Genomic DNA, 26,982 nt, shown 5'->3' on the forward strand with positions numbered 1-26,982 from the left:
CACCGGCCCAGCACGGAGCAATGGATGCTCCGAGGAAGGTTGCACCATGCCACTCTCCCGACGAGGACTGCTCGCCGCCGGCGGCGCCACCGGAGTCGCCGCGGCGCTCAGCGCCTGCGGATTCAGCGGGATCGGCGCCGCGGAGCGCAACGAGCTCTCGCTCATCACACCCCTCTTCGAGGACGCCGAGGGCAAGGTCGCCCTCGAGCAGACCATCGCCGGGCCCTTCCTCGGGAGCCACCCCGACCTGGAGATGAGCGTCGACTACATCCCCTGGGACCGCCTGAACGAGAAGCTCTCCACGGCCTTCGCCGGCGGACTCGTGCCCGACGTGATCATGTCGGGCGTGGGCTGGACCCCGCCGTTCGCCGAGAAGGGGATCTTCGGCGAGCTGCCGGAGGACGTCCTGGACGACCTCGCCGTGCACGAGCGACTGCTGGACGCCTGCCGCTTCGACGGGAAGCTGTTCGCGCTCCCCTTCCAGATGGAGGGACGCTTCCTCGCCTACCGCCGCGCACCGCTCGAGGAGCGCGGGATCTCCGAGGACCAGCTGCCCACCTCCCTCGAGGAGCTGCGCGAGATGGGCAAGGAGCTGCAGGGCGGGGACCTCGTCCCCTTCGACCTGTTCTCCAACAACATCCGCCAGACCTGGATCCACCTGATGGCGGCGTACGGCGGATCCCTGTTCTCCGAGGACGGCACCCAGGTCGCCTTCGACGACGGCACCGGAGAGGCGGCGATCGAGTACCTGATCACGCTCATCGAGGACGGATCCACCCAGTTCGGTCTGCGCTGGGCCCAGGGCCAGCCCCGCCCGATCCAGCAGGAGCGGGTGGCGATGGAGCTGCTGAACAACTCGGTGTGGCCCACCCTCTCGGAGCAGACCCCCGAGCTGGTCAACGAGGAGAACATGGGCCTGTTCCTGCTCCCCGGCGACGCCGGCATGGATCCGGTCATGTTCCTCGGAGGCACGCTCATCAGCATGTCCGGGACGACGAACAAGCCGGAGGTCACCCAGGAGTTCCTCCACCACGCGCTCACGCCGGAATCCCTCATCGCCGCCTCGCGCCACGGCGGCCGTGCCCCCGGCGTGACCGAGCTCCCGGACGACGACGTCGTCGGAGCCAACCGCTTCACCAGCTACACGCTCGAGAACCTCGACTATGCAGGCGCCGCGGAAGGCGGCAGCCCGGCCTGGATGGAGATCCGCGATCAGGTGGGCCCCCAGGTCGAGGCCGCGGTCACCAGGGCGCAGAGCCCCGCCGAGACCATCGCCGAGCTCAAGCGGATGACCGAGGAAGCACTCCAGCGCATCTGACCCCGCGCACGACGCCGACATCACGCGGACGGACCCTCCTCGCCGCCGCCCCCACGAATCGGAGACCCCATGACCCTCACTCGGACACCGCCGTCCACCACGACGGAATCGACACCGACACGACCGCCGAAGCAGCCGGGCCGCTCGGGCCCGCGCCGCTCCGAGTCCCGCTGGGGCCTGCTGCTCGCCGCACCCGCGGCGCTGCACATCCTGGTGTGGACCGGCATCCCGGTCCTCGCGGCCTTCGTGCTCAGCTTCACCGACTACGACATGATCGAGCGCCCCTCGTTCATCGGGGTCAGCAACTACATCGAGCTGCTGGGCGACACGATCTTCTGGAAGGGCATCCTCAACAACCTGATCATGGCCGTGATCGGGATCCCGATCTCGATGCTGATCGCGCTCGTGCTCGCCGTGCTGCTGAACCGCGGCCTGCGCGGGGAGGGCCTGTTCCGGACGCTGGTGTTCCTGCCCCACGTCACCGCGACCGTGGCGGTCGCGATGATCTGGCTGTGGATCTACGCCCCGACCGGCAACGGCCTGGCGAACATGGCGCTGTCGGTCTTCGGCATCGGCCCGCTGGACTGGCTGACCGAGGCGGACCTCGCTCTGCCCGCCGTGATCGTCGTGACCATCTGGCAGGGCATCGGCCTGAAGATGCTCATCTACCTGGCCTCCCTGCAAGGCATCTCCCAGGAGATGTACGAGGCCGCGGAGATCGACGGCGCCGGGCCGGTGCAGAAGTTCTTCCGCATCACGGTGCCGATGCTGAAGCCCGCGACGTTCTTCGTCCTGGTCACCTCGATCATCGCGAACTTCCAGGTGTTCGACCTGGTCTACAACCTGACCTCGGGCGGCCCGGCCAACTCCACCACCGTCGTCACCTACGAGATCTACCAGACCGCCTTCCAGCAGTTCCGCATGGGCCTGGCCACCGCGCAGTCCGTGGTGCTGCTGCTGATCCTCGTGGTGCTCACGATCATCTCCCGCAAGCTCGTCGGAGGGACCGACAATGACTGACACCGCCGTCACCACACCGCCGAGCGCACCCCAGCCCTCGGCAGCGGGGCCCGCTCGTCCTCCGCGGCGGAGCATGCGCAGCCGCCGACGGACCGGCGAGATCATCACGACCGTCGCCCTGGCGATCGTGTCGCTCCTGATGGCCGCTCCGTTCATCTGGATGTTCCTCACCTCTGTCCGCTCCCCCGAGGAGCTCGCGAGCAGCGAGATGGGCCTTCTCCCGGAGACCTGGGAGTGGGGCAACTACGTCGAGGCGATGCAGCAGGCGCCCTTCGCGATCTATGCCCGCAACAGCCTGATCCTCGCCCTCGGGCAGACCCTCGCCTCGGTCACGGTCGGCGCCGCCTGCGGCTACGCGCTCGCGAAGATGCGCTTCCGCGCCGCTCCCTGGATCTTCGGAGGCATCCTCGCCTCGATGATGATCCCGTTCTACGCCACCGTCATCCCGCAGTTCCTCATGGTGCGGTTCATGCCCCTGTTCGGCGGCAACAGCATTCTCGGCCAGGGCGGCAGCGGCTGGGTCGACACCTGGTGGGGCCTGATCGTCCCCGGAGCGATCAGCGCCTTCAACATCTTCCTGCTGCGCCAGTTCTACGTGTCCACGCCGACCGAGCTGATCGAGGCGGCGCGGATCGACGGGGTGGGTGAGTTCGGGATCTTCGCCAGGATCGTCACCCCGCTGGTCAAGCCCGGACTGCTCACCGTGGCGCTGCTCAGCTTCGAGCAGGGGTGGAACAACTTCCTGTGGCCGCTGCTGGTGACGGCCTCGGAGGAGCTGCGCGTCATCCAGCTGGGCCTGTCCGTCTTCCGGCAGGAGGCCGGCACGGACTTCCATCTGCTCATGGCCGGCACGACGGTCGCTGCGGTGCCCATGATCATCCTGTTCGCCATCTTCCAGAGGTACTTCGTCAATGGCTTCGTCAGCTCCGGCATCAAGTGACCCGGCCATGACCCGATCGGCTCCGGCGCTCCGTGCCGGGGCCGATCGCCCTGCCTCGGCTCGGATCGGGGCGGAGTACCCGAGTCCTCTCGTCCGCTTCCTCGCGACCCCGGCGGCCTTCGTCGCGACGAACTGGGCGGCGATCCTGCTCGCCCTGACCGTCGTCGGCCTGATCCCGGCGCTGACGGCGGCCACGAGGACCACCACGGATCTCCGCTGCCATGCCGATCGGGCCTTCCGCGAGACGCTGCGCTCAGGCGTCGCGCTGCTGCGCAGGGACTGGATCGTCTCGCTCGCGGTGTGGGCGCTGCTGGCCGTCGCGGCGGGTGACGCGCTGATCCTGTCCGAGCTCGCGAGCGGCGGTGTGCGTGTGTTCCTCGCCGGGCTCGCGGTGCCGCCGACCTGGCTGGTGGCCTCCTTCCTCAGCGCCTACGTCGTCCTCGCCGCGGGCTCCGACCCGGCGGCCGGCCGACGCGAGATCGCCGGTCGCGCCCTCGTCCTGATGACCCGCAAGCCGCTGCAGGCCCTGCTCGTCCCGGCAGTCATCGTGGCGGTCTGCCCGCTGTGGGTGCTGGCCCCGCTGACTATCGCGATCGGGTTCAGCCTCACGCCGTTCCTGGTGGCCCGCTTCTGGGGACGGGTCGACGCGCTCCTCGTCTGACCGCCGTCGCTGCGGCGTGCGGTGCGCGCCCCAGTCGCCGATCGGTGCCACCATGGCAGGGACATGGGACGTTGCTCCGGACCGCCAGGGCACGACGGAAGAGGTGCGTGAGACCGTGACAGCACGAGACCGACGACCGGCGAGCATCACCCGGCGAACCTTCGCGGGTGCGACGGTGCTCGCGCTCGCGGGAGGCCTCGCGGCCTGCACCGGGGGCGATCTCTCCGTCGAGCGCACCGAGTCGCCCGAGACCACGGTGCTGCCGGGCGACGATCTCCCCGCGGCGTCCGCCGCCCTGAGCGCGGCGCTCTTCACCTCCTCGGACGTCGCCGTCCTCGCCGACGAGGCCTCGCTCGAGGCGCTGCTGCCGACGCTCGAGGGCTTCCCCGCCCCGGTGCTGGCGGGCATCGACCAGGCGGTCGCCGATGAGATCGAGCGGCTCGGCGCGGGCACCCTCGTCGTCCCGGCGGGCATGGACCCCGGCGATCTCGGGGACGGGCGCGAGGTCGTCGAGATCGACCTCTCCGCCGAGAACCCCGACCTCCCGGACGTCTCCGCCGGGGAGGCGACCACCGCTGTGACGCTGCTGGTCGACCCCGAGGCGGCCTCGCCCGCGCAGGCGCTCGCGAGCGCCGTGGTCACCGCCGCGGGCGGCACCGTCGTCGAGACGCCCGGCGGGGACGTCGGCCGCAGCAGCGAGAGCGTCGCCGCGGCGAAGGAGGCGGCCGGAGAGGACGCCTCGGCGGGCGTGCTCGCGCTCGGCGACTCCTTCGGGGACGCCTCGGCGCTGGTGGAGGCGATGGGACGGGCCGCGACCACGACCGAGTTGCCCGGCGGCGGCATCACCGCCTTCCCCGGCCGGCGCATGATCGCGGCCTACGGCTCGCCCGCCGTTCCCTCGCTCGGGATCCTCGGCGAGCAGGACCTCGAGCTGACCCTAGAGCGGGTGCAGGAGATGGTCGCCGAGTACGAGGGGCTCGCCGAGGAGCCGATCGTCCCCGCGCTCGAGATCATCACGACGATCGCCTCCTCGGAGCCGGGCGGCGACGGGGACTTCTCCTCCGAGCTCGGCGTCGAGGGCCTGCGCGAGTGGGTCGATGCGGCGGGCGAGGCCGGGGTGTACGTGGTGCTGGACCTGCAGCCGGGCACCACCGACTTCCTCACCCAGGCGAAGCTCTACGAGGAGCTGCTGACCGCCCCGCACGTCGGTCTGGCGCTGGATGCCGAGTGGCGGCTGGAACCGGGGCAGAAGCATCTCGAGCAGATCGGTTCGGTCACCGCGGCGGAGATCAACGAGGTCTCCACTTGGCTCGCGGACCTCACGGCGGAGCACGGCCTGCCGCAGAAGGTGCTGATCCTGCACCAGTTCAACCTCTCGATGATCTCGGACCGTCAGGACGTGGACACCTCCCGCCCGGAGCTCGCGATCACCCTGCACGCCGACGGGCACGGCACCCCCGAGGACAAGCTCGCCACCTGGAACGCGCTCCAGCAGGACCTGCCGGGCGGGATCTTCATGGCGTGGAAGAACTTCCACGACGAGGACACCCCGATGTTCACCCCGGAGGAGACCTTCACCCTGGAGCCGCGCCCCTGGTTCGTCTCGTACCAGTGAGGGCGCCGTCCGCGTCAGGCGCGGAGGTGGGCGAGGACGAGCCCGACGGGGATCGACACCGCGGTCAGCACCAGCGCAGCGCGGAACACCCACAGCAGCCAGGTGGGCCCGTCGGCCCTGTGTCCGACGGCGCGGAGCATCAGCACCATCGTCACCACCAGCAGCGCGCCGCCCGCGTCGACCAGCAGCGGCGCCCCGAGCACGGTCCCGCCGATCACGGCGAGGCCGCCGAGGTTCCAGGTGAGCAGCTCCGCCAGGAGCACGCCGCGGCCGGGGGCCCGGGCGGTCAGGCCGTGCTGCGCGATGCCGAGCACTCCCTGCAGCACGCCGCCGACGAGCACCTGGAAGGCCGCGGACCAGGAGCCGTGCTCGAGGCCGAGCGGTCCGGTGACCGCCGCGGTGAGCCCGCCGGTGAGCACCCAGACGAGGGCGAGCACACGGAAGGGCAGGTCAGCGCGGGCAGGACGCGCGGTCGTCGAGGCGGCGGGCTCGGTCATGCCCCCATCCTGCGCCTGCCCGCCGAGCCCATGTCGCTCGGGAGCGGCCGGATGTGGCGCAGGGCTCGCCCCGGCTCAGATCCTGCGAGCCGGTGATATTCCGCCCTACCGGGATCGTGTCCGCCACGAGAGGCTGGGAGCACGACGCGCCCGCGCATCGGCCGACGGGCGCGCGACCACGGAGGAGAGCACCATGTCGAGCTTCAGCATCGGGGACGGGGTCCGCACCACGGGCGGCCCCATGCAGCACCAGTACGGGACCGTCGTGTACTTCCGCGAGGACGACGGCACGATCCTGGTGCGCTTCGGCGGCAGCCAGCAGCTCTACTTCCGCGAGGACGAGCTCGAGCCCTGGGCGTGAGTCCACGGGTCTCGGCGCCGACGGGCGCGCCCTTCGGCGCGCCCCCGCTCAGGCGCCGGTGATCGCCCGGTCCAGGCGGGTGGAGATGTCGGCGAGGACCTCGTCGACGGGCTGCTCGGCGAGGCTCTTCATGAACGGCTCGACCTTCACGGGGCCGGTGTAACCGGCCGCGCGGATCGCGCCCATGAACCCGTCGAGGTCGATCACCCCGGTGTCGTAGGGCAGGCGGCGGTCGAGGTCCATCTGCTCGTCGCGCGCCCGGTCCGGGCGGGCGTCGTTGATGTCGACGGAGACGATGTCGGAGGCGCCGAGGCCCGTGAGGTCCTCGGGAGTCTCCCCGGCGGTAAACCAGTGGTAGCTGTCGAGGATCAGGCCGATGTTGCTCGCGTCGGTCTCGGCGATGAGGGCGCGGGCGTCGGTGATGTCGTGGACGAAGGGGTGACGCTCAGTGGACCAGAAGGTCTTCGGCCCGATGTACTCCAGCCCGAGCCGCAGGCCGTGGTCGGCAAGGATCTCGGAGACCAGCGACAGACGTCCGGCGTGCAGGCGCCAGTTCGCGGCATGGTCGAGGGTCTGGTGCATGGGGCGGATCCAGGTGCCGACGGCGGTGACCCCGGCGGCGGTGAGCAGCTCGAGGGCGTCGGGAAGAGGTTCGAGCGCGGCGCGGAACTCCTCGGCCGGCGAGTCCAGCGCGATCGGGAGGCCGGCCATCCCCCACTGCAGGCCCTTCGCCCGCACGGCGTTGCCGTGGGCGGAGACGGCCTCGAGGCCGCCGTCGGCCAGGAGGGTGCGGAAGTGCTCGAGGTCGGGGTCCACGCCCCCGAAGCCGTGCGCGAGCGCGAGATCGATGGCGGCGGTGTGGTCGAGGGGGAGCCCCAGCGCTCCGGGCGACAGGCAGGAGAACATTCTCGAAGCCTAGGGGCGGAACGTCGCCAGGCGGTGATCTGGGCCACTTCGTCCACGGGGTGGGACGGCGGGGTGCCGCGGTGCGTTCGGGCGCCGCCGCTCGGTCGGACGCCGCGGTGCGCTCAGCACTCAGGCACCGCCTCGCGGTCAGATGACGCGGGGACCCCTCACCCCTCGGGGGCCCGCAGGGCGAGGACGGCGTCGGCCGGCCACACGTACTCGTCGTCGCAGCGAAAGCCCCGCAACCAGGTGACGCCGTCGACGACACGCAGGTAGAAGCCCTTGGGGTAGTCGTGGTCCGCGCGGAGAGGTGCGGCGTGGACGTGCACGGCACCGGTCGGTGCCCTCCCGGCGGAGAGGATCGAGTCCGGGGCCTGCCCCTGGTCCGTGATGGCGAGGCGGAGGTAGGGGCCGGCATCCGGCGGCAGCGGGGCGAGACCCCGCGCCCGTGCCGCAGCGGTGATCTGCGGGAAGGTGCCGCCCGAGGCGAGGCCGAGCTGGTGGAGGCTGCGCTGCACGACCTCGAGCGTCTCCGGTGCGCGGGTGTCGAAGCACGAATCCTCGAGAAGCGTGCGCGCGCCGTCGTTCAGCTGGATACCGAGCTTCGCGAGCCGGGTGTGCAGCTCCTCGCTGCTCGCCCCGCCGACCAGCAGCTGCAGCGGGGCGCGCCCGCCCGCAAGGCTCGGCTCGTCGCGGGCGCCGGATCCGCCGACGGCCGTCATCGCCCCACCTTCAGAGCCGTGTTCGTTGCTGTCATCACCCGTCCCTCCGCCCACCCCGCCCCGTCGGCCGGCACCGCCGTAGAGTCCCACACGACCAGGCTCGGTGGGCGCAAGCTGTTCAACGGCGGGTCCAGGGCGGCGGGCACGTACGGGCACGTGAAGCGGGTTCACTCGACCCGCCGTCACGCAACCTGTCGGGTTGAGGTGGCCGACGCACGGCTCGCGCTTCACCGAGGTGCTCGACAATGATCCAGTGGCCCTCGAGGGGCTCCTCCATGTCGATCGAGTCGTCACGTTCACCCGGAGCAACATCTGCCAGATCTGGATCGGCTGAGCCGACAGCCCCTCCCGCACCGCTGTGACGCGGGCCGGAGGGGCCGTCGTGCGGGGCCGACGACGGACGTCGGCCGCGCCGGGATGGGCCGGGACTCAGGAGTCGATCACCACCGCCATCACCGCGGGCTCGCGGCGGTAGGTGCGGCGCAGGTGATTGCTGACGGTGTCGACCACGATCTGCTCGATCTCGGCGATGTCGTCGATCTTGTCGGTCTTCGACTGCGCGAGCGCCTTCTCGACCTGCGCGGCGGCGTCCTCGAAGGTCTTCTTGTCGTGCACGAAGCCCTTGGTGAGGAACTCGACCGGCTCGACCGGCTTGTGGGTCTTGGGGTCGATCAGCGCGACCACCGTGACCACGCCGCCGCCGGAGAGCATGCGGCGCTCGGCAAGGGTGTCCTCGGTGGCGGTGCCGATGGTCTGGCCGTCCACGTAGACGAGGCCCGCGTCGACCTTGCCGGCGACCTTGATCTTCCCGTCCACGAGGTCCACGACCACGCCGTCGAAGCCGACGACCACGCGGTCCTCGGGCACACCGGTCTTCCGGGCGAGATCGGCGTTGGCGTGCAGGTGCTTGGACTCGCCGTGCACCGGCAGCACGTTCTTGGGCCCCACGATGTTGTAGCAGTACACGAGCTCGCCGGCGCTCGCGTGGCCGGAGACGTGCACCTTCGCGTTGCCCTTGTGGACGATGTTCGCGCCGAGGTCGATGAGCTTGTTGATGATCCCGTAGATCGCGTTCTCGTTGCCGGGGATCAGCGAGGAGGCCATCAGCACGGTGTCGCCCTCGCCCACCTGGATCTGGTGGTCGCCGTTGGCCATGCGCGCCAGCGCCGCCATCGGCTCACCCTGGGAGCCGGTGCAGATCAGGGTGACCTTGTGATCGGGCATCGACTGGATCTTGCGGAAGTCGACGACCAGGCCGCGCGGGATGGAGAGGTAGCCGAGCTCGCGCGCGATCTTCATGTTGCGCACCATCGAGCGGCCCACGAAGGCGACCTTGCGGCCGTTGGCGTGGGCGGCGTCGAGCACCTGCTGGATGCGGTGGACGTGGCTGGCGAAGCTCGAGACGATCACGCGCCGCGGCGAGGTCGCGAAGACCCGGTCGATCGCGGGGGTGAGGTCCCGCTCGGACATCGTGAAGCCAGGGACCTCGGCGTTGGTCGAGTCGGTGAGGAACACGTCCACGCCCTCCTCGCCGAGGCGCGCGAAGGCGCGCAGGTCGGTGATGCGACCGTCCAGCGGGAACTGGTCCATCTTGAAGTCGCCGGTGTGCAGCACGGAGCCGGCGGAGGTGCGGATGAACACCGCGAGGGAGTCCGGGATGGAGTGGTTCACCGCGACGAACTCGAGGTCGAACGGCCCAGCCTTCTGGCGGTCCCCGGCCTTGACCTGCATGGTCTTCGGGGTGATGCGATGCTCCTTGAGCTTCGCGGTGATGAAGGCGAGGGTGAGCTCCGAGCCGTACAGCGGGATGTCGGCCCGCTCCTTGAGGAGGTACGGGACTCCGCCGATGTGGTCCTCGTGGCCGTGGGTGAGCACGATGCCGACGATGTCGTCGAGGCGGTCGCGGATCGAGGTGAAGTCCGGCAGGATCACGTCGATGCCGGGCTGGTGGTCCTCGGGGAAGAGCACGCCGATGTCCACGATGAGCAGCTTGCCGTGGTGCTCGAACGCGGTCATGTTGCGGCCGACCTCGCCGAGGCCGCCGAGCGGGGTGATGCGCAGGCCGTTCTTGGCCAGGCGAGGAGGAGCGGACAGCTTGTTGCGGGCAGCTACCTGCATAAGGGGATTCACAATCGTCGAAGGGACAGGGACTGAGGTCTCGGGCGCCGCGCGCGTCCCCTCGCGGGGTGCAGCGATCAGCACACGGTTCACCGTACGGCAGAAGAGGACATCTCCCCCACCCCTGGGCGCAAACACTCGATCTTGTCACTCTGACAGCGCGTGCGCGGGAGCGGCCGACGGGCGGGGCCGGTGACCGGGGCGGCCGGCGGACGCTCGCTCGCGGCGCATCCCGCGACCGACGGAGACCTCGGCCGCCCGGCGACCGACGGCGGCACCCTCAGCCGGCGAGGTGCTCGCACAGCGCCTCGAGGGAGCGTTCGGCGCGGAAGGCGTGACCGCCCGGGGTGACGACGAGCTCGGGAGGGACGGCACCCCGCGCCTCCCACACCGGTGGGAGAAGGGAGAAGGCCTCGCGGGTCGCGATGATCGGGAACAGGGGGTCGCGCTCCCCCGCCTCGATCACCAGCGGGCGCGGGGCGATCAGCGCGGCGATGTCCGCCATCTCGAGCTCGGGCAGCAGACCGGGGACGATGTTGCAGGGGCAGTGCCGGATGGAGGCGATGCTCGCGTCGAAGGTGCAGAAGTAGGTCGCGACGAGCGCCGCGGAGATCGTCTCGTCGGCCGCGGCCAGCATCAGCGCGACCGCTCCTCCGCCGGAGCCGCCGGCGACGGCGACCCGCTCTGGGTCCACGCCCGGCAGGGCGCGCAGCGCCTGGACCGCTGCGCGGGCGTCGGCGACGCGGCGGCCCATGACCGGCCGGCCGCGCAGCAGATGACGGGCGGCGTCGACCTCGCAGGTCTTCTCCCCGGGCGCCCAGGGGACGCCGCCCGGCGGGGGCGGGACGCGGCGACGGCCGAAGCTGACCGTCTCCGGGCACAGCACCGTCAGCCCGGCGCGGGCGAGCTTGTGGGCGAGGGCGTCGTGGTACTCGTCAGCCGGATCGGTGGCGATGAGGTCGTCGATGCCGCGTCCGTGCCCGGCGATCAGGACGACGCCGGCGCCGGTGTCGCGCTCGGGCCCGGGACGCAGAAGGAACGCCGGGATCACGTCGGGATCGGCATCCGGCTCCACGCCGGGCTCCCCGCACGGCGCGAGCAGCTGCACCTCGACCGGGCAGTCGTCCAACGGGGCCGGCGGTACGTCGGCGAGGCGTCCCTCCGTCGTGGCGAGGTCGAGGCCCAGCAGGGTGCGGAGGCGCTCGCGGCGCTCCTCCGCACCACCGGCCGACGCACCGTGCCTCTCTACTCTCGCGCCCTGCCGGGGCTGGTCGGCGCCGCGGTCAGGCGAGGTCAAGCCGCACCGTCGCGAAGGAGTGCGGCGGCAGGGTCACCTCGAGCCCGCGCTCGTGCTCGCGCACGTCCGTCAGCGGCGCCGGGGCGACCGCCTCCGGCCGCTCGGGGGTGTTGTGCGCGGCGGTCGACGCGCCGGTCAGCACGGTCGCCTCGTGGCCGGTCACCGAACGGCCGCGCAGGTCGAGCACCAGGGTGCGGGGCTCGTCGGCCGAGAGATTCGACAGGGACACGAGCGCCGTGCCCTCGTCGGCCCGCAGCGAGGCGGAGGCGGAGACGAGCGGCAGCGGCCGTCCGTCGACCTCGGCGATCTCCTCGGGCAGCAGCAGGTGGGCGTCGAGCGCGGCGGCGTCCTGGTGCCCGGCGTTCATGGCGAAGACGTGATAGGTCGGGGTGAGCACGAGCGCGCCGGAGTCCGGGTCGGTGAGGATCATCGCCTGGAGCACGTTCACGGTCTGGGCGATGTTCGCCATGATCAGCCGGTCCGCGTGGCGGTGGAAGCCGTCGAAGTGCAGCGAGGCGACGAGCGCGTCGCGCACGGTGTTCTGCTGGTACAGGAATCCGGGGTTCGTGCCGGGCTCGACGTTCCACCAGGTGCCCCATTCGTCGAACACCAGGCCGACCTTCCTGTGCGGGTCGTGGCGGTCCATGACGGTCGCGTGGCGGGCCACGAGCTCCTCGGCGCGGACGGCGCGGGAGAGGGTGCGGTACCACTCCTGGTTGCTGAACTCGGTGGCGCTGCCCTTGTCCTCCCACGGCCCGGACATCGTGTAGTAGTGCAGGGAGATCGCCTGGAAGGGGCCGGGCCGGCCGTCACGGCCCTCGAGGCCGTCGATCGCGCGCATCAGCGCCTCGGTCCAGGCGTAGTCGCCGTCGGAGGCGCCGGCGGCGATGCGGGTGACCTGGTTGTCGCCGTGGTCGCGCACGTAGGTGGCGTACTGGCGGGCGAGCGCGGCGTAGTCCTCGGCGCGCATGTTCCCGCCGCAGCCCCAGGCCTCGTTGCCGATGCCGAAGAACGGCACGGTCCACGGCTCGTCCCGGCCGTTCTCGCGGCGCAGCGCCGCCATCGGCGAGTCGTCGGCGCGGGTGAGGTACTCGATCCAGTCGCTCATCTCGCGCACCGTGCCGGAGCCGACGTTCCCGTTGACGTACGCCTCGGTGCCGAGCAGCTCGACGAGGTCCATGAACTCGTGGGTGCCGAAGGAGTTGTCCTCGACGATGTCGCCCCAGTGGGAGTTGACCATGCGGGGACGGTCCTCGCGCGGGCCGATCCCGTCGCGCCAGTGGTAGTCGTCGGCGAAGCAGCCGCCGGGCCAGCGCAGGTTCGGGATCCGCAGGGCTCGCAGCGCCTCGACCACGTCGGTGCGGATGCCGCGCACGTTAGGGATCTCGGAGTCCTCGCCCACGTAGAAGCCGCCGTAGATGCAGCGGCCCAGGTGCTCGGCGAAGTGGCCGTAGAGGTGGCGGGAGATCGTGGCGCCGGGCAGGTCCAGGTCGATCACGACGCGGGCGGGCCCGTCGGTCTCTCCGGTGCGCGGGGCGAGCGGGCGGGTGCCGGTCGAGGTCGGGGCGAGGGCGCCGACGAGGCCGGTGGTCAGGGTGCGGGCGGTCATCGAGGGCTCCTCGGGGACGTAGGGCGGGACGACGGGGCGGAACGTCTGCAGAAAGGGGATCCCAGCGGCACGCTGCGGCGCTCAGCGGCTCAGCGTGCCGCTGGAAGCCCACATCTGCAGACGCGGTCGGTGGGTGTGGGTGGGTGGCGGCCCGGCCGGGGTCGCTCCACCCGGCCGGACCGTGTCAGGGGGTCAGGCCCGGCGGGCCAGACGGATCATCGACCAGGAGATCGCGGGCAGCGCGCCGACGAGCCGGCCGCCGTCGAGGGCGACCGAGTCGTTCGGCGCGGGCACGACGGTCTCGGGGGCGTCCTGGGTGTTCGCGGCGTAGGGGTCCTCGTGGTGGAGGGTGACGGCCTCGACCAGCTCGAGATCGCCGAAGCCGCTCAGGTCCGCGTCCAGCGCCTGCTCGCCCTCGGGCCCGCGGTTCACCACGAACAGGGTCAGCGCGCCGGACTCCTCGTCCCAGGTCGCCACCGCATCGGCCGCAGAGCTCTTCCCGAAGCGGGTGTTCTCGAAGCTCGGCGCGGTCACGCGCACGTCGAGCACCTGCCCGGCCGCGTGGCGGGAGGTGAGGGCGAAGGGGTGGAAGGTGGTCTGCTTCCAGGCCTCCCCGCCGGGTGCGGTCATGATCGGGGCAATGACGTTGACGAGCTGGGCGAGGGAGGCGGAGGCGACGCGGTCGCTGTGGCGCAGCAGGGAGATCAGCAGGTTCCCGAAGACGACGGCGTCCATCGCGCTGTAGGTGTCCTCGAGCAGCACGGGCGCGACGGGCCAGTCATCACCGCTGGGCGGACGGGACTCGGCGCGGTGCTGGTACCAGATGTTCCACTCGTCGAAGCTGATCATGATGCGCTTGTCGCGCTTGAGCTTGGCGCGCACATGGTCGGCGGTCGCGACGACGGAGTCGATGAAGTGGTCCATGTCGTCGGCCGAGGCGAGGAAGGAGGCCTGGTCGCCGTCCTTCTCCGAGTAGTAGGCGTGGGCGGAGATCATGTCGACCAGGTCGTAGGACTCGGTGAGGACGGTGTTCTCCCAGGCCGCGAAGGTCTCCATCTGCGAGCTGGAGGAGCCGCAGGCGATCAGCTCGAGGTCGGGGTCCTCCTGGCGCATGAGGCGGGCGGCCTCGGCGGCGATCCGCGCGTACTCCTCGGCGGTCTTGTGCCCGGCCTGCCAGGGGCCGTCCATCTCGTTGCCCAGGCACCACATGCGGATGCCGTAGGGCTCGGCGTGGCCGTTCTCGGCGCGCTGGTCCGAGTACGCGATGCCCTGCGGGGCGTTCGCGTACTGGAGCACGTCGAGCGCCTCCTCGATCCCACGGGTGCCGAGGTTCACCGCGTACATCGGCTCGACCTCGGCCTTGCCCGCCCAGGCCATGAACTCGTCGAGCCCGACGGCGTTGGGCTCGGTGGAGTGCCAGGCGAGGTCGTGGCGGGCGGGGCGCTCCTCGACGGGACCCACGCCGTCCTCCCAGCGGTAGCCGGAGACGAAGTTGCCGCCCGGGTAGCGCACGGAGCTCACGCCGAGCTCGCGGGTCAGGGCGAGCACGTCGGTGCGGAAGCCGTCCTCGTCGGCCGACGGGTGGTCCGGCTCGAAGATGCCGGTGTAGACGCAGCGGCCGAGGTGCTCGACGAAGGCGCCGAAGGTGCGGCGGCGCACGGGCGCGACCTGGAAGGACGGGTGCAGGGTGAGGGTGACGGGCGAAGACATCGGTGTCGGCATCCTTGGAGTGGGGCGGGCCGGCGATGCGGCGCCGGAGCGGCGATCGACGGCGGAGCGAGGGAGCGGCGAGGTCGTGCCACCGGGCAGCTGTGCGCCGGCGCGACGACCACTTCTACAACGTTGCAAGCATGCTTCCACAGGCCTGCCTCCCCGTCAACGGCGTCCCGCCGCTCCCGGGCTTCTGCAGAAACGGGACTCCATCGGCACACTGAGCCGCTCAGCCGCGCGGCATGCCGCTGCAGTCCCCTTTCTGCTGACACCCTGCCCCGGCACTCTCGACACGACCTCGGTCACGGCGCGCCCCGCCCGCGCAGGACGGTGCGAGAATCGACCTCATGCCCTCGAGCCCCGCGACCCGCCGCCGACGTCCGCCGTCGCTGCGCGACGTCGCCGAGCTCGCCGGCGTCTCGATCAAGACCGTCTCCAACGTGGTCAACGACTACCCCCACGTGAAGGATTCCACCCGCGAGAAGGTGCGCGAGGCGATCCTGCAGGTGGGCTACCGTCCACAGGTCGCGGCGCAGCAGCTGCGCACAGGGGCGAGCGGCATGATCACCCTCGCCGTCCCCTCGCTGGACTTCTCCTACTTCTCGAACCTCGCCCAGCAGTTCATCGAGGTGGCGCAGGAGCGCGGGCAGACGATCCTGCTGCACTCGACCTCGGCCGGGCGCGAGGCGGAGCGAACCGTGCTCGAGGGGTTCAAGCGCGTGCTCGGCGACGGGGTCATCTTCAACCCGCTGATGCTCGAGGAGGAGCTGTTCGCGCGGATGGAGCGCACCAGCCAGCCCACCGTGTTCATCGGCGAGCACCTGCCCGAGACCCTCCCGCAGGGCAGCGACTACGTGCGCATCGACAACGTCGACGCCGCGTACGAGGCGACCTCGCACTTGATCGCGCAGGGCCGTCGGCGCCTGGCGTTCATCGGCGCGATCGACACCGCCCAGGGCAAGCAGCCCCACTCCTCCGGGACGATGCGGCGCGACGGCTTCCTCGCGGCGCTTTCAGCGCACGACCTCGGCGGCGAGCCCGCCCGGATCCAGGTCGTGGACGACTGGCGGCGCGAGGACGGCTTCGCCGGCGCGCGCGAGCTGCTCGCGCGCCATCCGGAGGTCGACGGGATCGTGTGCGGCAACGACGACCTGGCCACCGGCGCGCTCGCCATGCTGCGCCGCCTGAACCGGCGCGTGCCCGAGGACGTCGCCGTGATCGGCTACGACGACACCCCCGACAGCCCCTTCACCATCCCGTCGCTGTCCACCATCGCGCCCGACAAGCACACGCTCGCCGCGACCGCGCTGGATCTGCTCGCCGAGCGGATCCAGGGCTACGACGGCCCGCCCCGCACGATCGACACGCCGTACTCGCTGGTCGTGCGGGAGTCCACGGCGCCGGGCGCCGTCGAGGCGTCGCCGCCGATCCCCGCCCCATCGGCCGCCGCTGGAGCCGCCCCGTCGGCCGCTCCCCCGCCGCCGGGCGCCGTCCTGCCCGGCCCCGATCCCACTGCCCGCCCCGAGAACGAGGAGCTCCCCCGGTGACGATCCCGACCCCCTACGAGGACCTGCTGCGCGAGGTCCTGGAGACCGGCCACGCCAAGGGCGACCGCACCGGCACCGGCACCCGCAGCCTCTTCGGCAAGCAGATCCGCTACGACCTCTCGCAGGGGTTCCCGCTGGTCACGACCAAGCGCGTGCACACCCGCTCGATCATCGTGGAGCTGCTGTGGTTCCTGCGCGGGGACACGAACATCGGCTATCTCCACGAGCACGACGTGACGATCTGGGACGAGTGGGCCGACGAGAACGGCGACCTCGGCCCGGTCTACGGCGCGCAGTGGCGCTCCTGGCCCACGCCGGACGGCGGCGTGATCGACCAGATCACCGACGTGGTCGAGCAGATCCGCACGAACCCCGACTCGCGGCGCCTGATCGTCTCGGCCTGGAACCCGGCGGACATCCCGCAGATGGCGCTCGCGCCCTGCCACGCCCTGTTCCAGTTCGAGGTGCACGATGGGAAGCTCTCCTGCCAGCTGTACCAGCGCAGCGCCGACCTGTTCCTCGGCGTGCCCTTCAACATCGCCAGCTACGCGCTGCTCACGCACATGGTCGCCCAGCAGACGGACCTCGAGGTGGGCGACTTCGTGTGGACCGGCGGGGACTGCCACATCTATGACAACCACGTCGAGCAGGTGGAGCGGCAGCTCTCCCGCGAGCCCTACCCGTACCCCGAGCTGCGCCTGAACCGTCGGCCCGACTCGATCCTCGAGTACGAGACCGAGGACATCGAGATCGTCGGCTACCAGCACCACCCGGGCATCAAGGCGCCGGTGGCGGTGTGAGCGCGGCCGACGGGACGGGCGCACCGCGGATCGGAATGATCTGGGCGCAGGCGCGCGGCGGGGTGATCGGCGCGGGCGGTACCATGCCCTGGCACCTGCCCGAGGACCTGAAGCACTTCAAGCGCACCACCTCCGGCTCCCCCGTCGTGATGGGGCGGCGCACCTGGGAGTCCTTCCCGTCGAGGTTCCGCCCCCTGCCGGGGCGGACGAACATCGTCATCACCCGCGACGACTCCCTCGACCTGCCGGGCGCGGTGCGCGCCCGCTCGCTGCCGGAGGCGCTCGAGCTCGCCGCGACCGAGGCGGGCCCGACAGGGACCACCTGGGTGATCGGCGGCGGCTCGATCTACGCCGACGCGATCGAGGTCGCCGAGCAGCTGGTCGTCACCGAGATCGACCTCGAGGTCGACGGGGACACCCTCGCCCCCGCGATCCCCTCGGAGTTCACAGTCGCCTCCGTCGATCCCGCAGAAGGCTGGCACGAGGCCGCGAGCGGCCTGCGCTACCGGTTCCTTACCTACTCGCGCTGAGCCGCGCCTGGTCGGCGAGTGACACGATCGCGGCGCGTCACGGCGCGGAGCCGGGACCTTCTCCTCGGCCGTGGTCTACTCGCCCGAGGCGGCGCCGACGAGCGAGCCGGCCGCCGGCAGCTCCTCGACCACCGCGCCGTCGACCAGCATCTCGGCGCCGGGGATCTGCGCGTCGCGGGAGGTGGTGATCTCCCAGGCGCGGTCGAGCAGGGCGCCGAGCAGGCGGGGGAAGCGGGCGGCGAGGCCGTCGGCCCCGTCGTCCGCGAGCGTGTCCCGCAGTGCGACCGCGCCGACCGCGGCCATGGCCATGCCCTGGCCGTACAGCGGGGTGAACATCGCGGCGGAGTCGCCGACGTGGACGAGGCCTGCGGGTCCGTCGGTCGTCTCCTCCCAGAGCTGGCGGTGGGCTCCCGCGGCCTTGGCGCCGGACGGCTCCCCCACCGGCTCCGCGCCCTCGAGGGCGCTGTCCAGGGCGTCGGCGGTCTCCCGCTCGGGCGGCAGCGCGACCATGTCCAGCAGGCCCTCGAGATCGGTGGGCGGCTGGTGGCGGGCGGTGCCGGCGATGGAGAGGATGTGCTCGTCGGCCCCGCACGGCTCGAGGTCGATCGTGAAGGGGCTGTTGCCGGTCGCCGGCTGCCCGAGAGACTCGGCGCCCTCGGGCATCGCGCCCTCGCGCAGGCGCAGGCGCTGCGAGGTGTAGGCGACGTGGACGCGGGTGCCGAGGGTGCGCGGACGCTCGAACCCGAGGCCCTCGACCCAGGTGGCGGCGCGGCTGCTGCGCCCGGCCGCATCGACGACGAGGTCGCCGTGCAGCTCGTCGTCCTCTCCGCCGCGGAGCTGCACGCCGAGCACGGTGCGCTTGTCGTCGCTGGTCAGGAGTCCGCCGACGGCGCCCTGGACCGCCTCGACGCCGGGCAGGGCGAGCACGCGGCGACGGACCACGCCCTCGAGGACGGGGCGGGTGAGCCACAGGGTGCCGGGCTCGTCGACGTCCGGGGCATCGTGCTCGTCGGTCCCGAGCGGGTCGTCGGCGGCGGGGGCGCCTTCGTTCGGGGTCGCCTCGTCGAGCACGGGGTCCGCCTCGCGGGCGGCGCGCGGGACGGCGCCGGCGGCGAGGACCTCCTCGCGCAGACCCGGCAGGAGCTCCTCCATCCGCTCCTCGCCGAGGGCGAGCAGGCGGTGGACGGTCCCGCCCTGAGGCACGCCGCGACGCGGGGCGAAGGCGTCGGGCCCGTCGACCGGCAGCGGGTCGCGGTCGACGATCGTGACGCGGGCGCTGTGCGGGGCGAGGGCCGCGGCGGCGAGCAGTCCGGCCATGCTCCCGCCCATCACGATCGAGTGCTCGAGAGTCGTCATGGGCTGCCTCCTGCGGGACGGGGCCGCCGCGTGCCGGCGACCGTCCCTCCATCCCAGGCCAGGTGAGCGCGGGGAGGCAAACCCATGTGACCTATGCGGCCTCCCCGCTGGACACCGCCGCTCAGGTGCCGGCGATGCCGGTGGTGGCGATGCCTTTGATGATCTGGCGCTGGAAGAACATGAACACCACGATCAGCGGCAGCGCGGCGAGCATCGCCTGGGCCATGTTCTGCGCGTACTGGATGCCGTATGCGCTGATCACGGTCTGCAGGCCCGTCGGCAGCGTCATCAGGTTCGAGTCGTTGACCACGATGAAGGGCCACAGGAAGTTGTTCCACGCGCCGATGAACACGAAGATCGCGACCGCGCCGAGGATCGGGCGGGACAGCGGCAGCACGATCGACCAGAAGATCCGCAGCCGGCTCGCGCCGTCCATCAGCGCGGCCTCCTCCAGCTCGAAGGGGATCTGGTCGAAGAACTTCTTGAGGATGAACACCATCGGGGCCGCGACCACCTGCGGCAGGATGATCCCCCAGTAGGTGTCCACCAGGTTCAGCGAGAGCATCAGCTGGAACAGCGGCACGATGAGGATCTGGCCGGGGATCATGATCGAGGCGACGATCAGCATCACCACCATCTGCCGCCCCGCGAAGCGCAGGCGGGAGAGGGCGTAGCCGGCCAGCGCCGAGATCGCGACGGTGATCAGGGTGACCGCCGCTGAGGTGATCAGGCTGTTCCACGCCCAGCGGGGCACGAGCCCCTCGCGCAGCACGTTCAGATAGGCCTCGAGGGTGAAGCCGTTCTCCGGCACGATCGTCACCGGCATCGCCGCGGCCTCCGCCTCCGTCTTGAAGGAGGTCAGCGCCGCCCACAGCACCGGGGTGAGCCAGGCGAGGGCGAACACGGCGAGGATCACGAAGGCGAGGATTCGAGCGAGGGCGGGGCCGCGTCGGCGTCGACCGGCGACGGTCACGGGCTGTGCCTTCGCGGCGGCCCGGGCGCGCACGGGCACGGCGGGCGCGGCGACGGGGTTCGCGGCGCTCATGAGCGGGACTCCTTCGACGTGGACGGGACCGGGGCGGGGGCCGGGATCGCGGCCTGTGCCGGGCGGGCGGTCGGGGTCGGGGTCATGCCTTCACGCTCCGTCGGGAGGAGATCACCATGTAGGCGATCGAGACGATGATGATCAGGAAGAAGAAGATGTACGAGATCGCCGAGGCGTAGCCCAGGCGGTACCCGGTGAAGCCGACCTCGTAGATGTACAGCAGCACTGGGCGGGTGGAGCCGCCGGGGCCGCCGCCGGTCATCTGGTAGATCTGGTCGAAGACCTTCAGCGAGGCGAGCATCTGCAGCACGAGCACCAGCACCGTCGTCGGCGCGAGCTGCGGCAGGGTGATCGAGCGGAACTTCTGCCAGGCGCCGGCGCCGTCGAGGGAGGCGGCCTCGTAGAGCTGGTCGGGGATGTTCTGCAGGGCTGCGAGGTAGAGCAGGAAGTTGAAGCCGACGGTCCACCACACGGTGGTGATGACCACGGAGATCATCGCGGTGTTCGGGTCCTGCAGCCAGGCGGGCCCCGCGATCCCGAACCATCCCAGGATCGTGTTCACGAGCCCCAGCTGCGGGTTGTACATCCAGTTCCAGAACTGGGAGACGACGGTGGAGGCGAGCAGGAAGGGCATGAAGAAGCTCAGCCGCCAGAACCACTGCCCCGGCAGGCCGATGTTCACCAGCACCGCCAGCAGCATCGCCACCAGCACCAGCGGGATCGTGGAGAGCACGGTGAACCACACCGTGTTGCCCAGCGACGTCCACACCTGTGGGTCACCGAGCGCCTCCCTCCAGTTCGCGAGCCCCACGAACTGGGTGTTCGTGCCGGCCAGCGAGGTGCCGGTGAAGCTCATCCACAGCCCGTAGACCGTCGGCCAGATGAGGAACAGGCCGAAGGCGAGCAGGAACGGGGCGAGGTAGAGCCAGCCGCGGAGGTTGTCGCTGCGGCGTCGGCGCCGCCGGGCGGGGCTCAGCGCCGGGGTGAGCGCGGGAGAGGGGGCGGCGGTCTTCCCCGGCGGGGTGACGAGGCCGTCTGCGGTGGTCATCGAACGTCTCCTTCGACGGGCGGACGGGGCAGGGACGGGCGGGGCCGACGGATCGGGGCGCGGAGCGCGCGGACGCCGACGGGGGCTGCGAGGGTGTTGGCGGCCGCGGGCACAGCGATCTCTGCGGGCGCGGCGAGGACTTCGGGCATGAGGGGCTCCGCGCTCACATCGGGCTGGGCTTCTGCAGCAGCGCGTCGATCCGGGCGACAAAGGCGTTCCACCCGTCGAGCGGGTCGGTGCGCCTCGCCCACACGTTCTGCATGTCGTTGCCGAAGTAGGTGTGGAAGTCGCTGCCGGAGCCGGTGAACCAGGCCGGCGGGTCGTAGACCAGGTGGTCCACGGCGTCGGCGTAGTGGGACTGCGGGACCAGCTCCCCGTAGCCCGGGTCCTCGACCACCGGGGAGTAGGCGGGGATGTGACCGGCCGCCGCCCAGTCGATCGAGTTCTTCAGCAGGTGCGCGACAACGGCGTGGACGGTCCGTCGGCGCTCCTCGTCGGGGCTCATCTGGTGGGGCAGGACGAAGGAGTGGGAGTCGGCGTAGGCGACCGGCTCCCCGAAGACGCCGGGGATCATCGTGATGTCGAAGGGCAGGCCCTCGTTCTTGTAGCTGCCGGTCTCCCACACGCCGCCGTAGAAGGCGCCGGAGCCGCCGGTGGCGAACTCGGAGATGGCGGTGCCGCCGTCGTGGCCGCCGTTGCCGACCTCGCCGTCGATGAGGGAGAGGATCCATTCGATCGCCTGGACGACGAGCTCCTCCTGGTACTGCATCGTCCCGCCCTCGGGCAGCTCGATCGTGCCGCCGAGCTGGGAGTAGTAGGTGGAGAACATGCGCCACTGGTTCGAGCCGTCGCCGAGATAGCCCCAGCTGAGCCCGAAGCCGCTGGGCGCCTTCCCGCCGAGCTCGAGGGCGAGGGCGCGGAAGTCCTCGGGGGTGTCCGTGGGCAGCAGCAGCCCGTCGCTGCCGAGCACCCCGGCGGCCTCGGCGATCTCGGTGTTGTAGTAGAGGACGAAGGGGTGGGAGTCCAGCGCGATCGCGGTGAGCTTGTCGTCGACGACCATCTTCTCCCAGATCAGCTCCGGGAAGTCCTCCTGGCGGATCCCGAACTCTCCCAGCAGGTCGAGGTCCCATTCGTCCAGGAGCCCGCCGGGCGCGTAGCCGGGGACGCGCGCGGCGTGCATGACCGCGAGGTCCGGGGCGCGGCCGCCGGCCGAGGCCATGGCGAGCTTCGTGTAGTACGGCGCGCCCCAGGCCAGGACGGTCTGGGTGACCTTCGCGGCGCCGTCGGTGGCCATGTAGCCGTCGAGCAGCTCGCCCATCGTCACCCCGTCGGGGCCGGAGAGCAGGTGCCAGAAGGCGATGTCGTCGCTGGGTCGGGCCGACGCGCCGGCGCAGCCGGCGAGCGCGCCGAGTGCGGCGAGCGCCCCGGCGCCCTGCATCAGGGAGCGCCTGCCCAGCACGGGGCCCGTCCGGGCACCGGCGCGGGGAGCGCGGGAAGAACCATGCATCATGCGGGCCACCTCTTCGTGGTGGGCGGGGCGGGCGGCGCTGCCGCGGGCTCCCGGCCCGGGTCTTCGTGTGCTGCTCCCGAATTTACATCGTTGTAACGTGAGCGTCAACACTCCTCCGACCGAACTGCCGTGCGGCTCGGGCGCCGCGGCTGCGGTCACGCCCGCGCCCGCACACGAGAGAGCCGCCGCGCACTCCCTCCGGTGAGGGGACGCGCGGCGGCTCGAGTCCGCTCTCGCCGGCTGCGGCTCAGGCGCCGGCCTGCGAGCGCTTCTTGTTCCAGACGTCGAAGGCCACCGCGATCAGCAGCACCACGCCGCGCACCACGGACTGGGTGGACTGGTCGATGCCCATGATCTGCATGCCGTTGGACATCACCGCCATGATCAGGCCGCCGATGATCGCACCGTGCACCTTGCCGATGCCGCCGGTCACGGCGGCGCCGCCGATGAAGGCCGCGGCGATCGCGTCGAGCTCGAACATGTTGCCCGCGCCGGGCTGGGCCGAGTTCGAGCGGGCCGAGTAGACGATGCCGGCGACCGCGGAGAGCAGGCCCATGTTGATAAACAGCCACATGTTCACGCGCGTGGTCTTCACGCCGGAGAGCTTCGCGGCCTGGAGGTTGCCGCCCATGGCGTAGATGTGCCGGCCGACGATCGTGCGCTGGCTGATGAAGCCGTAGACCAGCACCAGCGCTGCCAGCAGGATCAGCACCACCGGCAGGCCGCGCGAGTGCGCGAGCTGCCAGGCGAAGGCCATGACCACGATCGCGACCACGGCGATCTTCACCCAGAACAGCGGGAACGCCTCGACCTGCTGCTTGTACTTCAGCTTCGCGAGACGGCTGCGGTACTCCTGGATCGCGAAGACGACCACCAGCGCCGCGGCGAGGAACAGGGTGAAGGCGTCGAAGCCGTTGCCGCCCAGCAGCCCGTTGAGGAAGCCGCCGGAGATGAACTGGTACTCCCGCGGGAACGGCGAGAGCGACACGTTGCCGAGCACCTGCATGGTCAGGCCGCGGAAGATGAGCATGCCGGCCAGGGTCACGATGAACGCGGGGATCCCCACGTACGCGACCCAGAAGCCCTGCCAGATCCCCACCAGCACGCCGGTCCCGAGCGCGGCGAGCACGCCCAGCCACCAGGGCAGGCCGTTGCCGATCACCACCACGGCCGCGACCGCGCCGGTCAGCGCGACCACCGAGCCGACGGAGAGGTCGATGTGCCCGCCCACGATGATCAGCACCATGCCGATGGCGAGGATCAGGATGTAGGAGTACTGCAGCACGAGGTTCGTGAGGTTGCCGGGGCTGAGCAGCTGGCCGCCGGTGAGGATCGTGAACAGCAGGATGATGAACACGAACGCGATGTAGATGCCGCTGGTGCGCAGGTTGCGCGTGAGCAGCTCCTTGATGTCAGAAGTCCCGGCCATGAGCCGCGCTCACTCCCTCTCCATGGTCATGAGCTCCATGAGGCGCTCCTGGGTGGCGTCCTGGGCGGCGACCTCGCCGGTGACCCGGCCCGCGGACAGCGTAAAGATGCGATCGGCCAGCCCCATCACCTCGGGAAGCTCCGAGGAGATGACGATGATGGCCTTGCCCGCCTCGGCGAGCTCGTTGATGATCGTGTAGATCTCGAACTTGGCGCCGACGTCGACGCCGCGGGTGGGCTCGTCGAGGATCAGCAGGTCAGGCTCGGTGTACAGCCACTTGCTGAGCACGACCTTCTGCTGGTTGCCGCCCGAGAGCTTGCCGACGGTCGCCATGACCGTCGGCGTCTTGATGTTCAGCGAGGAGCGGTAGCGCTCGGCGACCGCGATCTCCTCGTTGCCGTTCAGCCAGCCGCCCGTGCGGATCTTCTTCAGCGCGGCGGCGGTGATGTTGGTGCGGATGTCCTGGATCAGGTTCAGCCCGTACCGCTTGCGGTCCTCGGAGACGTAGGCGATGCCGGCGTCGATCGCGTCGGCGACCGAGCGCAGCTGCACCTCCTTGCCGTGGATGAGGGCGCGGCCGGAGATAACGCGGCCGTAGGACCGGCCGAACACGCTCATGGCGAGCTCGGTGCGGCCGGCGCCCATCAGCCCCGCGATGCCGACGACCTCGCCGGCGCGGACGGTCAGCGACGCCCCGTCCACGACGACGCGGCCGGGCTGGGTGGGGTGGCCGACGTGCCAGTCCTCGATCCGCAGGATCTCCTCGCCGATCTCGGCATTCCGCTCGGGGTAGAGGCTGTCGATGTCGCGCCCGACCATGCCGCGGATGATCCGCGGGACGAGCGTGCCCCGCTCCTGCTCGGGCACGCGCATGTCGATCGTCTCGATCGTGGAGCCGTCGCGGATCACGGTGGTGGCGTCGGCGACCGCGGCGATCTCCCCGAGCTTGTGGGAGATGATGATGCTGGTGACGCCGCTCTTCTCGCGCAGGTCGCGGATCAGCCCGAGCAGGTGCTCGGAGTCGTCGTCGTTCAGGGCGGCGGTGGGCTCGTCGAGGATCAGCAGGCTCACGTCCTTCGAGAGCGCCTTGGCGATCTCGACGAGCTGCTGCTTGCCCACGCCCAGTTGGCCGACGGGGGTGACGGGCTTCTCCTTCAGCCCCACGCGCTCGAGCAGCTCGGCGGCGCGGGCGTTGGTCTCGTGCCAGCTGATGACGCCGCCGCGGCTCTGCTCGTTGCCGAGGAAGATGTTCTCCGCGATGGAGAGGTGGGGGATGAGCGCGAGCTCCTGATGGATGATCACGATCCCCTCGGCCTCGGAGTCGTTGATGCTCGCGAAGCTGACGGGGCGTCCGCGGTAGTGGATCTCGCCCTCGTAGGTGCCGGCGGGCTCGACGCCCGAGAGGACCTTCATGAGCGTGGACTTGCCGGCGCCGTTCTCGCCGCAGATCGCGTGGATCTCCCCCTCGCCGACGGTCAGGGACACGTCCTTCAGGGCGACGACGCCGGGGAAGCGTTTGGTGATGGACCGCATCTCGAGGATGTTCTCGGCCACGGGGACCTCCTTCGGGCAGGGGGTCCCGACGGCACGACGGCGCGCCGGGACCCCACCGGTGGTTCGGTGCTTCTCGCCTGCGTCAGAGCTGGCCGGACTCCACCTGCTCCGCCGTGTAGTAGCCGGAGTCGACCATGATCTCCTCGTAGTTGCTCTTCAGCACCATCTGCACCTCGAGCAGGTAGGAGGGGACGACCACCACGCCGTTGTCGTAGGTCTCGGTGTCGTTCGCCTCGGGCTCCTCGCCGTTCAGGATCGACTCGGCCGCGACGATCGCCTGCTCGGCGAGGTTGCGGGTGTCCTTGAAGATCGTGGAGGACTGGACCCCGTCGGCGATCAGCTTGATCGAGGCGATCTCGGCGTCCTGGCCGGTGACGATCGGCAGGCCCTCCTCGATGGTGGGACCGAGGCCCGCGTTCTGCAGGGCGTTGATGATGCCGCGCGAGAGCGGATCGGCCGGGGCGAGCACGCCGGCGAGCTCCTCGCCGCCGTTGTAGTGGGTGGTCAGGAGGTTCTCCATGCGCTTCTGCGCGGTCTCCTGCTCCCAGCGCTGGGTAGCGGCCTGCTCGATGTCCATCTGGCCCGAGAGGACCTTCAGGGTGCCCTCGTCGAAGTAGGGCTGCAGGGTGTCGATCGCGCCCTTCCAGAACAGGTGGGCGTTGTTGTCGTCCAGCGAGCCGGCGAACAGCTCGACGTTCAGCGGGCCCTCGGGAGCATCGGCCGCGGGCTCGAAGGACTCGTCGAGCATTCCCAGGCCGAACAGGAGCGCGTTGGCCTGGTTCACGCCCACCTTGTAGTTGTCGAAGGTGACGTAGAAGTCGACGTTCTCGTTGTCGGTGAGCAGGCGGTCGTAGGCGATCACGGGGATCCCCGCGGCCTCGGCGGCGTCGAGCTGCGAGGAGAGCGAGGCGCCGTCGATCGAGGCGATCAGCAGCACGGAGACGCCGGAGTTGATCATCTGGTCGATCTGCTGCTGCTGGGTGGGGATGTCGTCGTCGGCGTACTGCATGTCGACGGTGAAGCCCTTGTCCTCCAGGCCCTTCTTGATGTTGTTCCCGTCGGCGACCCAGCGCTCGTAGGTCTGGGTCGGCATGGCGACGCCGACGGTCTGGTCCTCGGGGGCGGCGTCGGGGTCGGGGCCGCCGGAGCCGGCGCCGGTCCCGCCGCAGGCCGCGAGGCCGAGCGCTGCCGCGGCGGCGGTGCCGCCCAGGATGAAGCTTCTGCGGTTGTGCATGGATCTCTCCTCGTCGAAATCTCCGCCCGCTCCCCTCATCGGGAGCGGGACACCGCGTGCGGCACATCGGCTCCCTCGGGCACCTTCGCCGTGGGGACCGGCCGTTCGTCGGCGTGGACGTCGGGCCGACAGCGGCCCCGCGTCCGATTCGACCG

At 70.9% G+C, this 26,982-nt stretch carries 23 protein-coding genes; 9 read left to right on the top strand and 14 right to left on the bottom strand.

The features are described from left to right. Window positions 1-46: 46 nt before the first annotated feature. The 5 genes from L3K22_RS10805 to L3K22_RS10825 all read left to right on the top strand — a co-directional run bounded on the left by L3K22_RS10805 (window position 47) and on the right by L3K22_RS10825 (window position 5,554). Window positions 47-1,318 (top strand): extracellular solute-binding protein, encoded by a 1,272-nt coding sequence (locus L3K22_RS10805; protein ID WP_263311397.1) that lies wholly within the window; start codon window positions 47-49, stop codon window positions 1,316-1,318. Window positions 1,319-1,387: 69 nt separating this feature from the next. Continuing rightward, the gene (locus tag L3K22_RS10810) at window positions 1,388-2,338 is read left to right on the top strand and encodes a carbohydrate ABC transporter permease (RefSeq protein WP_263311398.1); all 951 of its coding nucleotides are present in this window, start codon (window positions 1,388-1,390) and stop codon (window positions 2,336-2,338) included. A gap of 73 nt (window positions 2,339-2,411) precedes the next feature. Further along, complete coding sequence (locus L3K22_RS10815; RefSeq protein WP_263311399.1) at window positions 2,412-3,278, top strand: carbohydrate ABC transporter permease; 867 nt, start codon at window positions 2,412-2,414, stop codon at window positions 3,276-3,278. 7 nt (window positions 3,279-3,285) lie between these two features. Further along, a complete protein-coding gene (locus L3K22_RS10820; protein ID WP_263311400.1) occupies window positions 3,286-3,939 on the top strand; it encodes a hypothetical protein in 654 nt (217 codons plus the stop codon). A 115-nt stretch (window positions 3,940-4,054) separates the two neighbouring features. Then, window positions 4,055-5,554, top strand: coding sequence for a hypothetical protein (locus L3K22_RS10825; protein WP_263311401.1), 1,500 nt, complete (start codon window positions 4,055-4,057; stop codon window positions 5,552-5,554). Between the two features lie 14 nt (window positions 5,555-5,568). On the opposite strand, the gene L3K22_RS10830 is transcribed toward L3K22_RS10825, so the two are convergent. Then, window positions 5,569-6,051: a hypothetical protein gene (locus L3K22_RS10830; protein ID WP_263311402.1), complete on the bottom strand. Its 483-nt coding sequence runs from the start codon at window positions 6,049-6,051 to the stop codon at window positions 5,569-5,571. Between the two features lie 193 nt (window positions 6,052-6,244). On the opposite strand from L3K22_RS10830, the gene L3K22_RS10835 reads away from it, so the two are divergent. Then, window positions 6,245-6,412, top strand: a complete 168-nt coding sequence (locus L3K22_RS10835; RefSeq protein WP_263311403.1) for a hypothetical protein — start codon at window positions 6,245-6,247, stop codon at window positions 6,410-6,412. 48 nt (window positions 6,413-6,460) lie between these two features. On the opposite strand, the gene L3K22_RS10840 is transcribed toward L3K22_RS10835, so the two are convergent. The 6 genes from L3K22_RS10840 to arfA all read right to left on the bottom strand — a co-directional run bounded on the left by L3K22_RS10840 (window position 6,461) and on the right by arfA (window position 14,774). Next, entirely contained in the window at window positions 6,461-7,318 is an 858-nt protein-coding gene (locus L3K22_RS10840) for a sugar phosphate isomerase/epimerase family protein (protein WP_263311404.1), read from the bottom strand. Between the two features lie 167 nt (window positions 7,319-7,485). Next, the gene (locus L3K22_RS10845) at window positions 7,486-8,040 is read right to left on the bottom strand and encodes a hypothetical protein (RefSeq protein WP_263311405.1); all 555 of its coding nucleotides are present in this window, start codon (window positions 8,038-8,040) and stop codon (window positions 7,486-7,488) included. A gap of 429 nt (window positions 8,041-8,469) precedes the next feature. Next, the gene (locus L3K22_RS10850) at window positions 8,470-10,158 is read right to left on the bottom strand and encodes a ribonuclease J (protein WP_263311406.1); all 1,689 of its coding nucleotides are present in this window, start codon (window positions 10,156-10,158) and stop codon (window positions 8,470-8,472) included. A gap of 280 nt (window positions 10,159-10,438) precedes the next feature. Continuing rightward, on the bottom strand, window positions 10,439-11,455 hold the full coding sequence (locus L3K22_RS10855) for a dienelactone hydrolase family protein (RefSeq protein ID WP_263311407.1): 1,017 nt from the start codon (window positions 11,453-11,455) through the stop codon (window positions 10,439-10,441). After that, window positions 11,442-13,064, bottom strand: coding sequence for an alpha-N-arabinofuranosidase (locus tag L3K22_RS10860; RefSeq protein ID WP_263311408.1), 1,623 nt, complete (start codon window positions 13,062-13,064; stop codon window positions 11,442-11,444). The genes L3K22_RS10855 and L3K22_RS10860 overlap by 14 nt, the downstream gene beginning before the upstream one ends. Before the next feature lie 192 nt (window positions 13,065-13,256). Continuing rightward, window positions 13,257-14,774: an arabinosylfuranosidase ArfA gene (arfA, locus tag L3K22_RS10865; protein ID WP_263311409.1), complete on the bottom strand. Its 1,518-nt coding sequence runs from the start codon at window positions 14,772-14,774 to the stop codon at window positions 13,257-13,259. 347 nt (window positions 14,775-15,121) lie between these two features. Here arfA and L3K22_RS10870 point away from each other — a divergent pair, with 347 nt between their 5' ends. From L3K22_RS10870 to L3K22_RS10880, 3 genes are read left to right on the top strand one after another with little or no spacing between them, the layout of a single operon-like run. Next, window positions 15,122-16,321: a LacI family DNA-binding transcriptional regulator gene (locus L3K22_RS10870; protein ID WP_263311410.1), complete on the top strand. Its 1,200-nt coding sequence runs from the start codon at window positions 15,122-15,124 to the stop codon at window positions 16,319-16,321. Next, window positions 16,318-17,121 (top strand): thymidylate synthase, encoded by an 804-nt coding sequence (locus L3K22_RS10875; protein ID WP_263311411.1) that lies wholly within the window; start codon window positions 16,318-16,320, stop codon window positions 17,119-17,121. Before L3K22_RS10870 ends, L3K22_RS10875 begins: the two co-directional genes overlap by 4 nt. 35 nt (window positions 17,122-17,156) lie before the next feature. After that, window positions 17,157-17,651 carry a dihydrofolate reductase gene (locus L3K22_RS10880; protein ID WP_263311412.1) on the top strand — a complete coding sequence of 165 codons (495 nt, stop codon included), beginning with the start codon at window positions 17,157-17,159 and terminating at the stop codon, window positions 17,649-17,651. A 75-nt stretch (window positions 17,652-17,726) separates the two neighbouring features. Here L3K22_RS10880 and L3K22_RS10885 read toward each other — a convergent pair whose 3' ends face one another. The 7 genes from L3K22_RS10885 to chvE form a co-directional block, all read right to left on the bottom strand. Next, complete coding sequence (locus tag L3K22_RS10885) at window positions 17,727-19,007, bottom strand: hypothetical protein (protein ID WP_263311413.1); 1,281 nt, start codon at window positions 19,005-19,007, stop codon at window positions 17,727-17,729. A 121-nt stretch (window positions 19,008-19,128) separates the two neighbouring features. Beyond that, the gene (locus L3K22_RS10890; protein ID WP_263311414.1) at window positions 19,129-20,052 is read right to left on the bottom strand and encodes a carbohydrate ABC transporter permease; all 924 of its coding nucleotides are present in this window, start codon (window positions 20,050-20,052) and stop codon (window positions 19,129-19,131) included. 82 nt (window positions 20,053-20,134) lie between these two features. Then, on the bottom strand, window positions 20,135-21,100 hold the full coding sequence (locus L3K22_RS10895; protein ID WP_263311415.1) for a carbohydrate ABC transporter permease: 966 nt from the start codon (window positions 21,098-21,100) through the stop codon (window positions 20,135-20,137). A 163-nt stretch (window positions 21,101-21,263) separates the two neighbouring features. After that, window positions 21,264-22,610, bottom strand: coding sequence for an extracellular solute-binding protein (locus tag L3K22_RS10900; protein ID WP_373318033.1), 1,347 nt, complete (start codon window positions 22,608-22,610; stop codon window positions 21,264-21,266). A gap of 247 nt (window positions 22,611-22,857) precedes the next feature. Further along, window positions 22,858-24,039 (bottom strand): multiple monosaccharide ABC transporter permease, encoded by a 1,182-nt coding sequence (gene mmsB, locus L3K22_RS10905; RefSeq protein ID WP_263311416.1) that lies wholly within the window; start codon window positions 24,037-24,039, stop codon window positions 22,858-22,860. A 9-nt stretch (window positions 24,040-24,048) separates the two neighbouring features. Then, entirely contained in the window at window positions 24,049-25,593 is a 1,545-nt protein-coding gene (gene mmsA, locus L3K22_RS10910) for a multiple monosaccharide ABC transporter ATP-binding protein (RefSeq protein WP_263311417.1), read from the bottom strand. 82 nt (window positions 25,594-25,675) lie between these two features. Then, window positions 25,676-26,827: a multiple monosaccharide ABC transporter substrate-binding protein gene (gene chvE, locus L3K22_RS10915; RefSeq protein WP_263311418.1), complete on the bottom strand. Its 1,152-nt coding sequence runs from the start codon at window positions 26,825-26,827 to the stop codon at window positions 25,676-25,678. Window positions 26,828-26,982 lie beyond the last annotated feature (155 nt).

This window comes from Brachybacterium atlanticum (genome assembly GCF_025669985.1).
Taxonomy (GTDB): Bacteria; Actinomycetota; Actinomycetes; order Actinomycetales; family Dermabacteraceae; genus Brachybacterium; species Brachybacterium conglomeratum.

Coding starts and splice junctions, on each gene's coding strand:
- L3K22_RS10870 (WP_263311410.1), top strand. CDS start 15,122: ATGCCCTCGAGCCCCGCGACCCGCCGCCGACGTCCGCCGTCGCTGCGC.
- L3K22_RS10835 (WP_263311403.1), top strand. CDS start 6,245: ATGTCGAGCTTCAGCATCGGGGACGGGGTCCGCACCACGGGCGGCCCC.
- mmsB (WP_263311416.1), bottom strand. CDS start 24,039: ATGGCCGGGACTTCTGACATCAAGGAGCTGCTCACGCGCAACCTGCGC.
- arfA (WP_263311409.1), bottom strand. CDS start 14,774: ATGTCTTCGCCCGTCACCCTCACCCTGCACCCGTCCTTCCAGGTCGCG.
- L3K22_RS10840 (WP_263311404.1), bottom strand. CDS start 7,318: ATGTTCTCCTGCCTGTCGCCCGGAGCGCTGGGGCTCCCCCTCGACCAC.
- L3K22_RS10845 (WP_263311405.1), bottom strand. CDS start 8,040: ATGACGGCCGTCGGCGGATCCGGCGCCCGCGACGAGCCGAGCCTTGCG.
- L3K22_RS10890 (WP_263311414.1), bottom strand. CDS start 20,052: ATGAGCGCCGCGAACCCCGTCGCCGCGCCCGCCGTGCCCGTGCGCGCC.
- L3K22_RS10820 (WP_263311400.1), top strand. CDS start 3,286: ATGACCCGATCGGCTCCGGCGCTCCGTGCCGGGGCCGATCGCCCTGCC.
- chvE (WP_263311418.1), bottom strand. CDS start 26,827: ATGCACAACCGCAGAAGCTTCATCCTGGGCGGCACCGCCGCCGCGGCA.
- L3K22_RS10805 (WP_263311397.1), top strand. CDS start 47: ATGCCACTCTCCCGACGAGGACTGCTCGCCGCCGGCGGCGCCACCGGA.
- L3K22_RS10880 (WP_263311412.1), top strand. CDS start 17,157: ATGATCTGGGCGCAGGCGCGCGGCGGGGTGATCGGCGCGGGCGGTACC.
- L3K22_RS10850 (WP_263311406.1), bottom strand. CDS start 10,158: ATGCAGGTAGCTGCCCGCAACAAGCTGTCCGCTCCTCCTCGCCTGGCC.
- L3K22_RS10895 (WP_263311415.1), bottom strand. CDS start 21,100: ATGACCACCGCAGACGGCCTCGTCACCCCGCCGGGGAAGACCGCCGCC.
- L3K22_RS10860 (WP_263311408.1), bottom strand. CDS start 13,064: ATGACCGCCCGCACCCTGACCACCGGCCTCGTCGGCGCCCTCGCCCCG.
- L3K22_RS10810 (WP_263311398.1), top strand. CDS start 1,388: ATGACCCTCACTCGGACACCGCCGTCCACCACGACGGAATCGACACCG.
- L3K22_RS10830 (WP_263311402.1), bottom strand. CDS start 6,051: ATGACCGAGCCCGCCGCCTCGACGACCGCGCGTCCTGCCCGCGCTGAC.
- L3K22_RS10815 (WP_263311399.1), top strand. CDS start 2,412: ATGCGCAGCCGCCGACGGACCGGCGAGATCATCACGACCGTCGCCCTG.
- L3K22_RS10885 (WP_263311413.1), bottom strand. CDS start 19,007: ATGACGACTCTCGAGCACTCGATCGTGATGGGCGGGAGCATGGCCGGA.
- L3K22_RS10900 (WP_373318033.1), bottom strand. CDS start 22,610: ATGATGCATGGTTCTTCCCGCGCTCCCCGCGCCGGTGCCCGGACGGGC.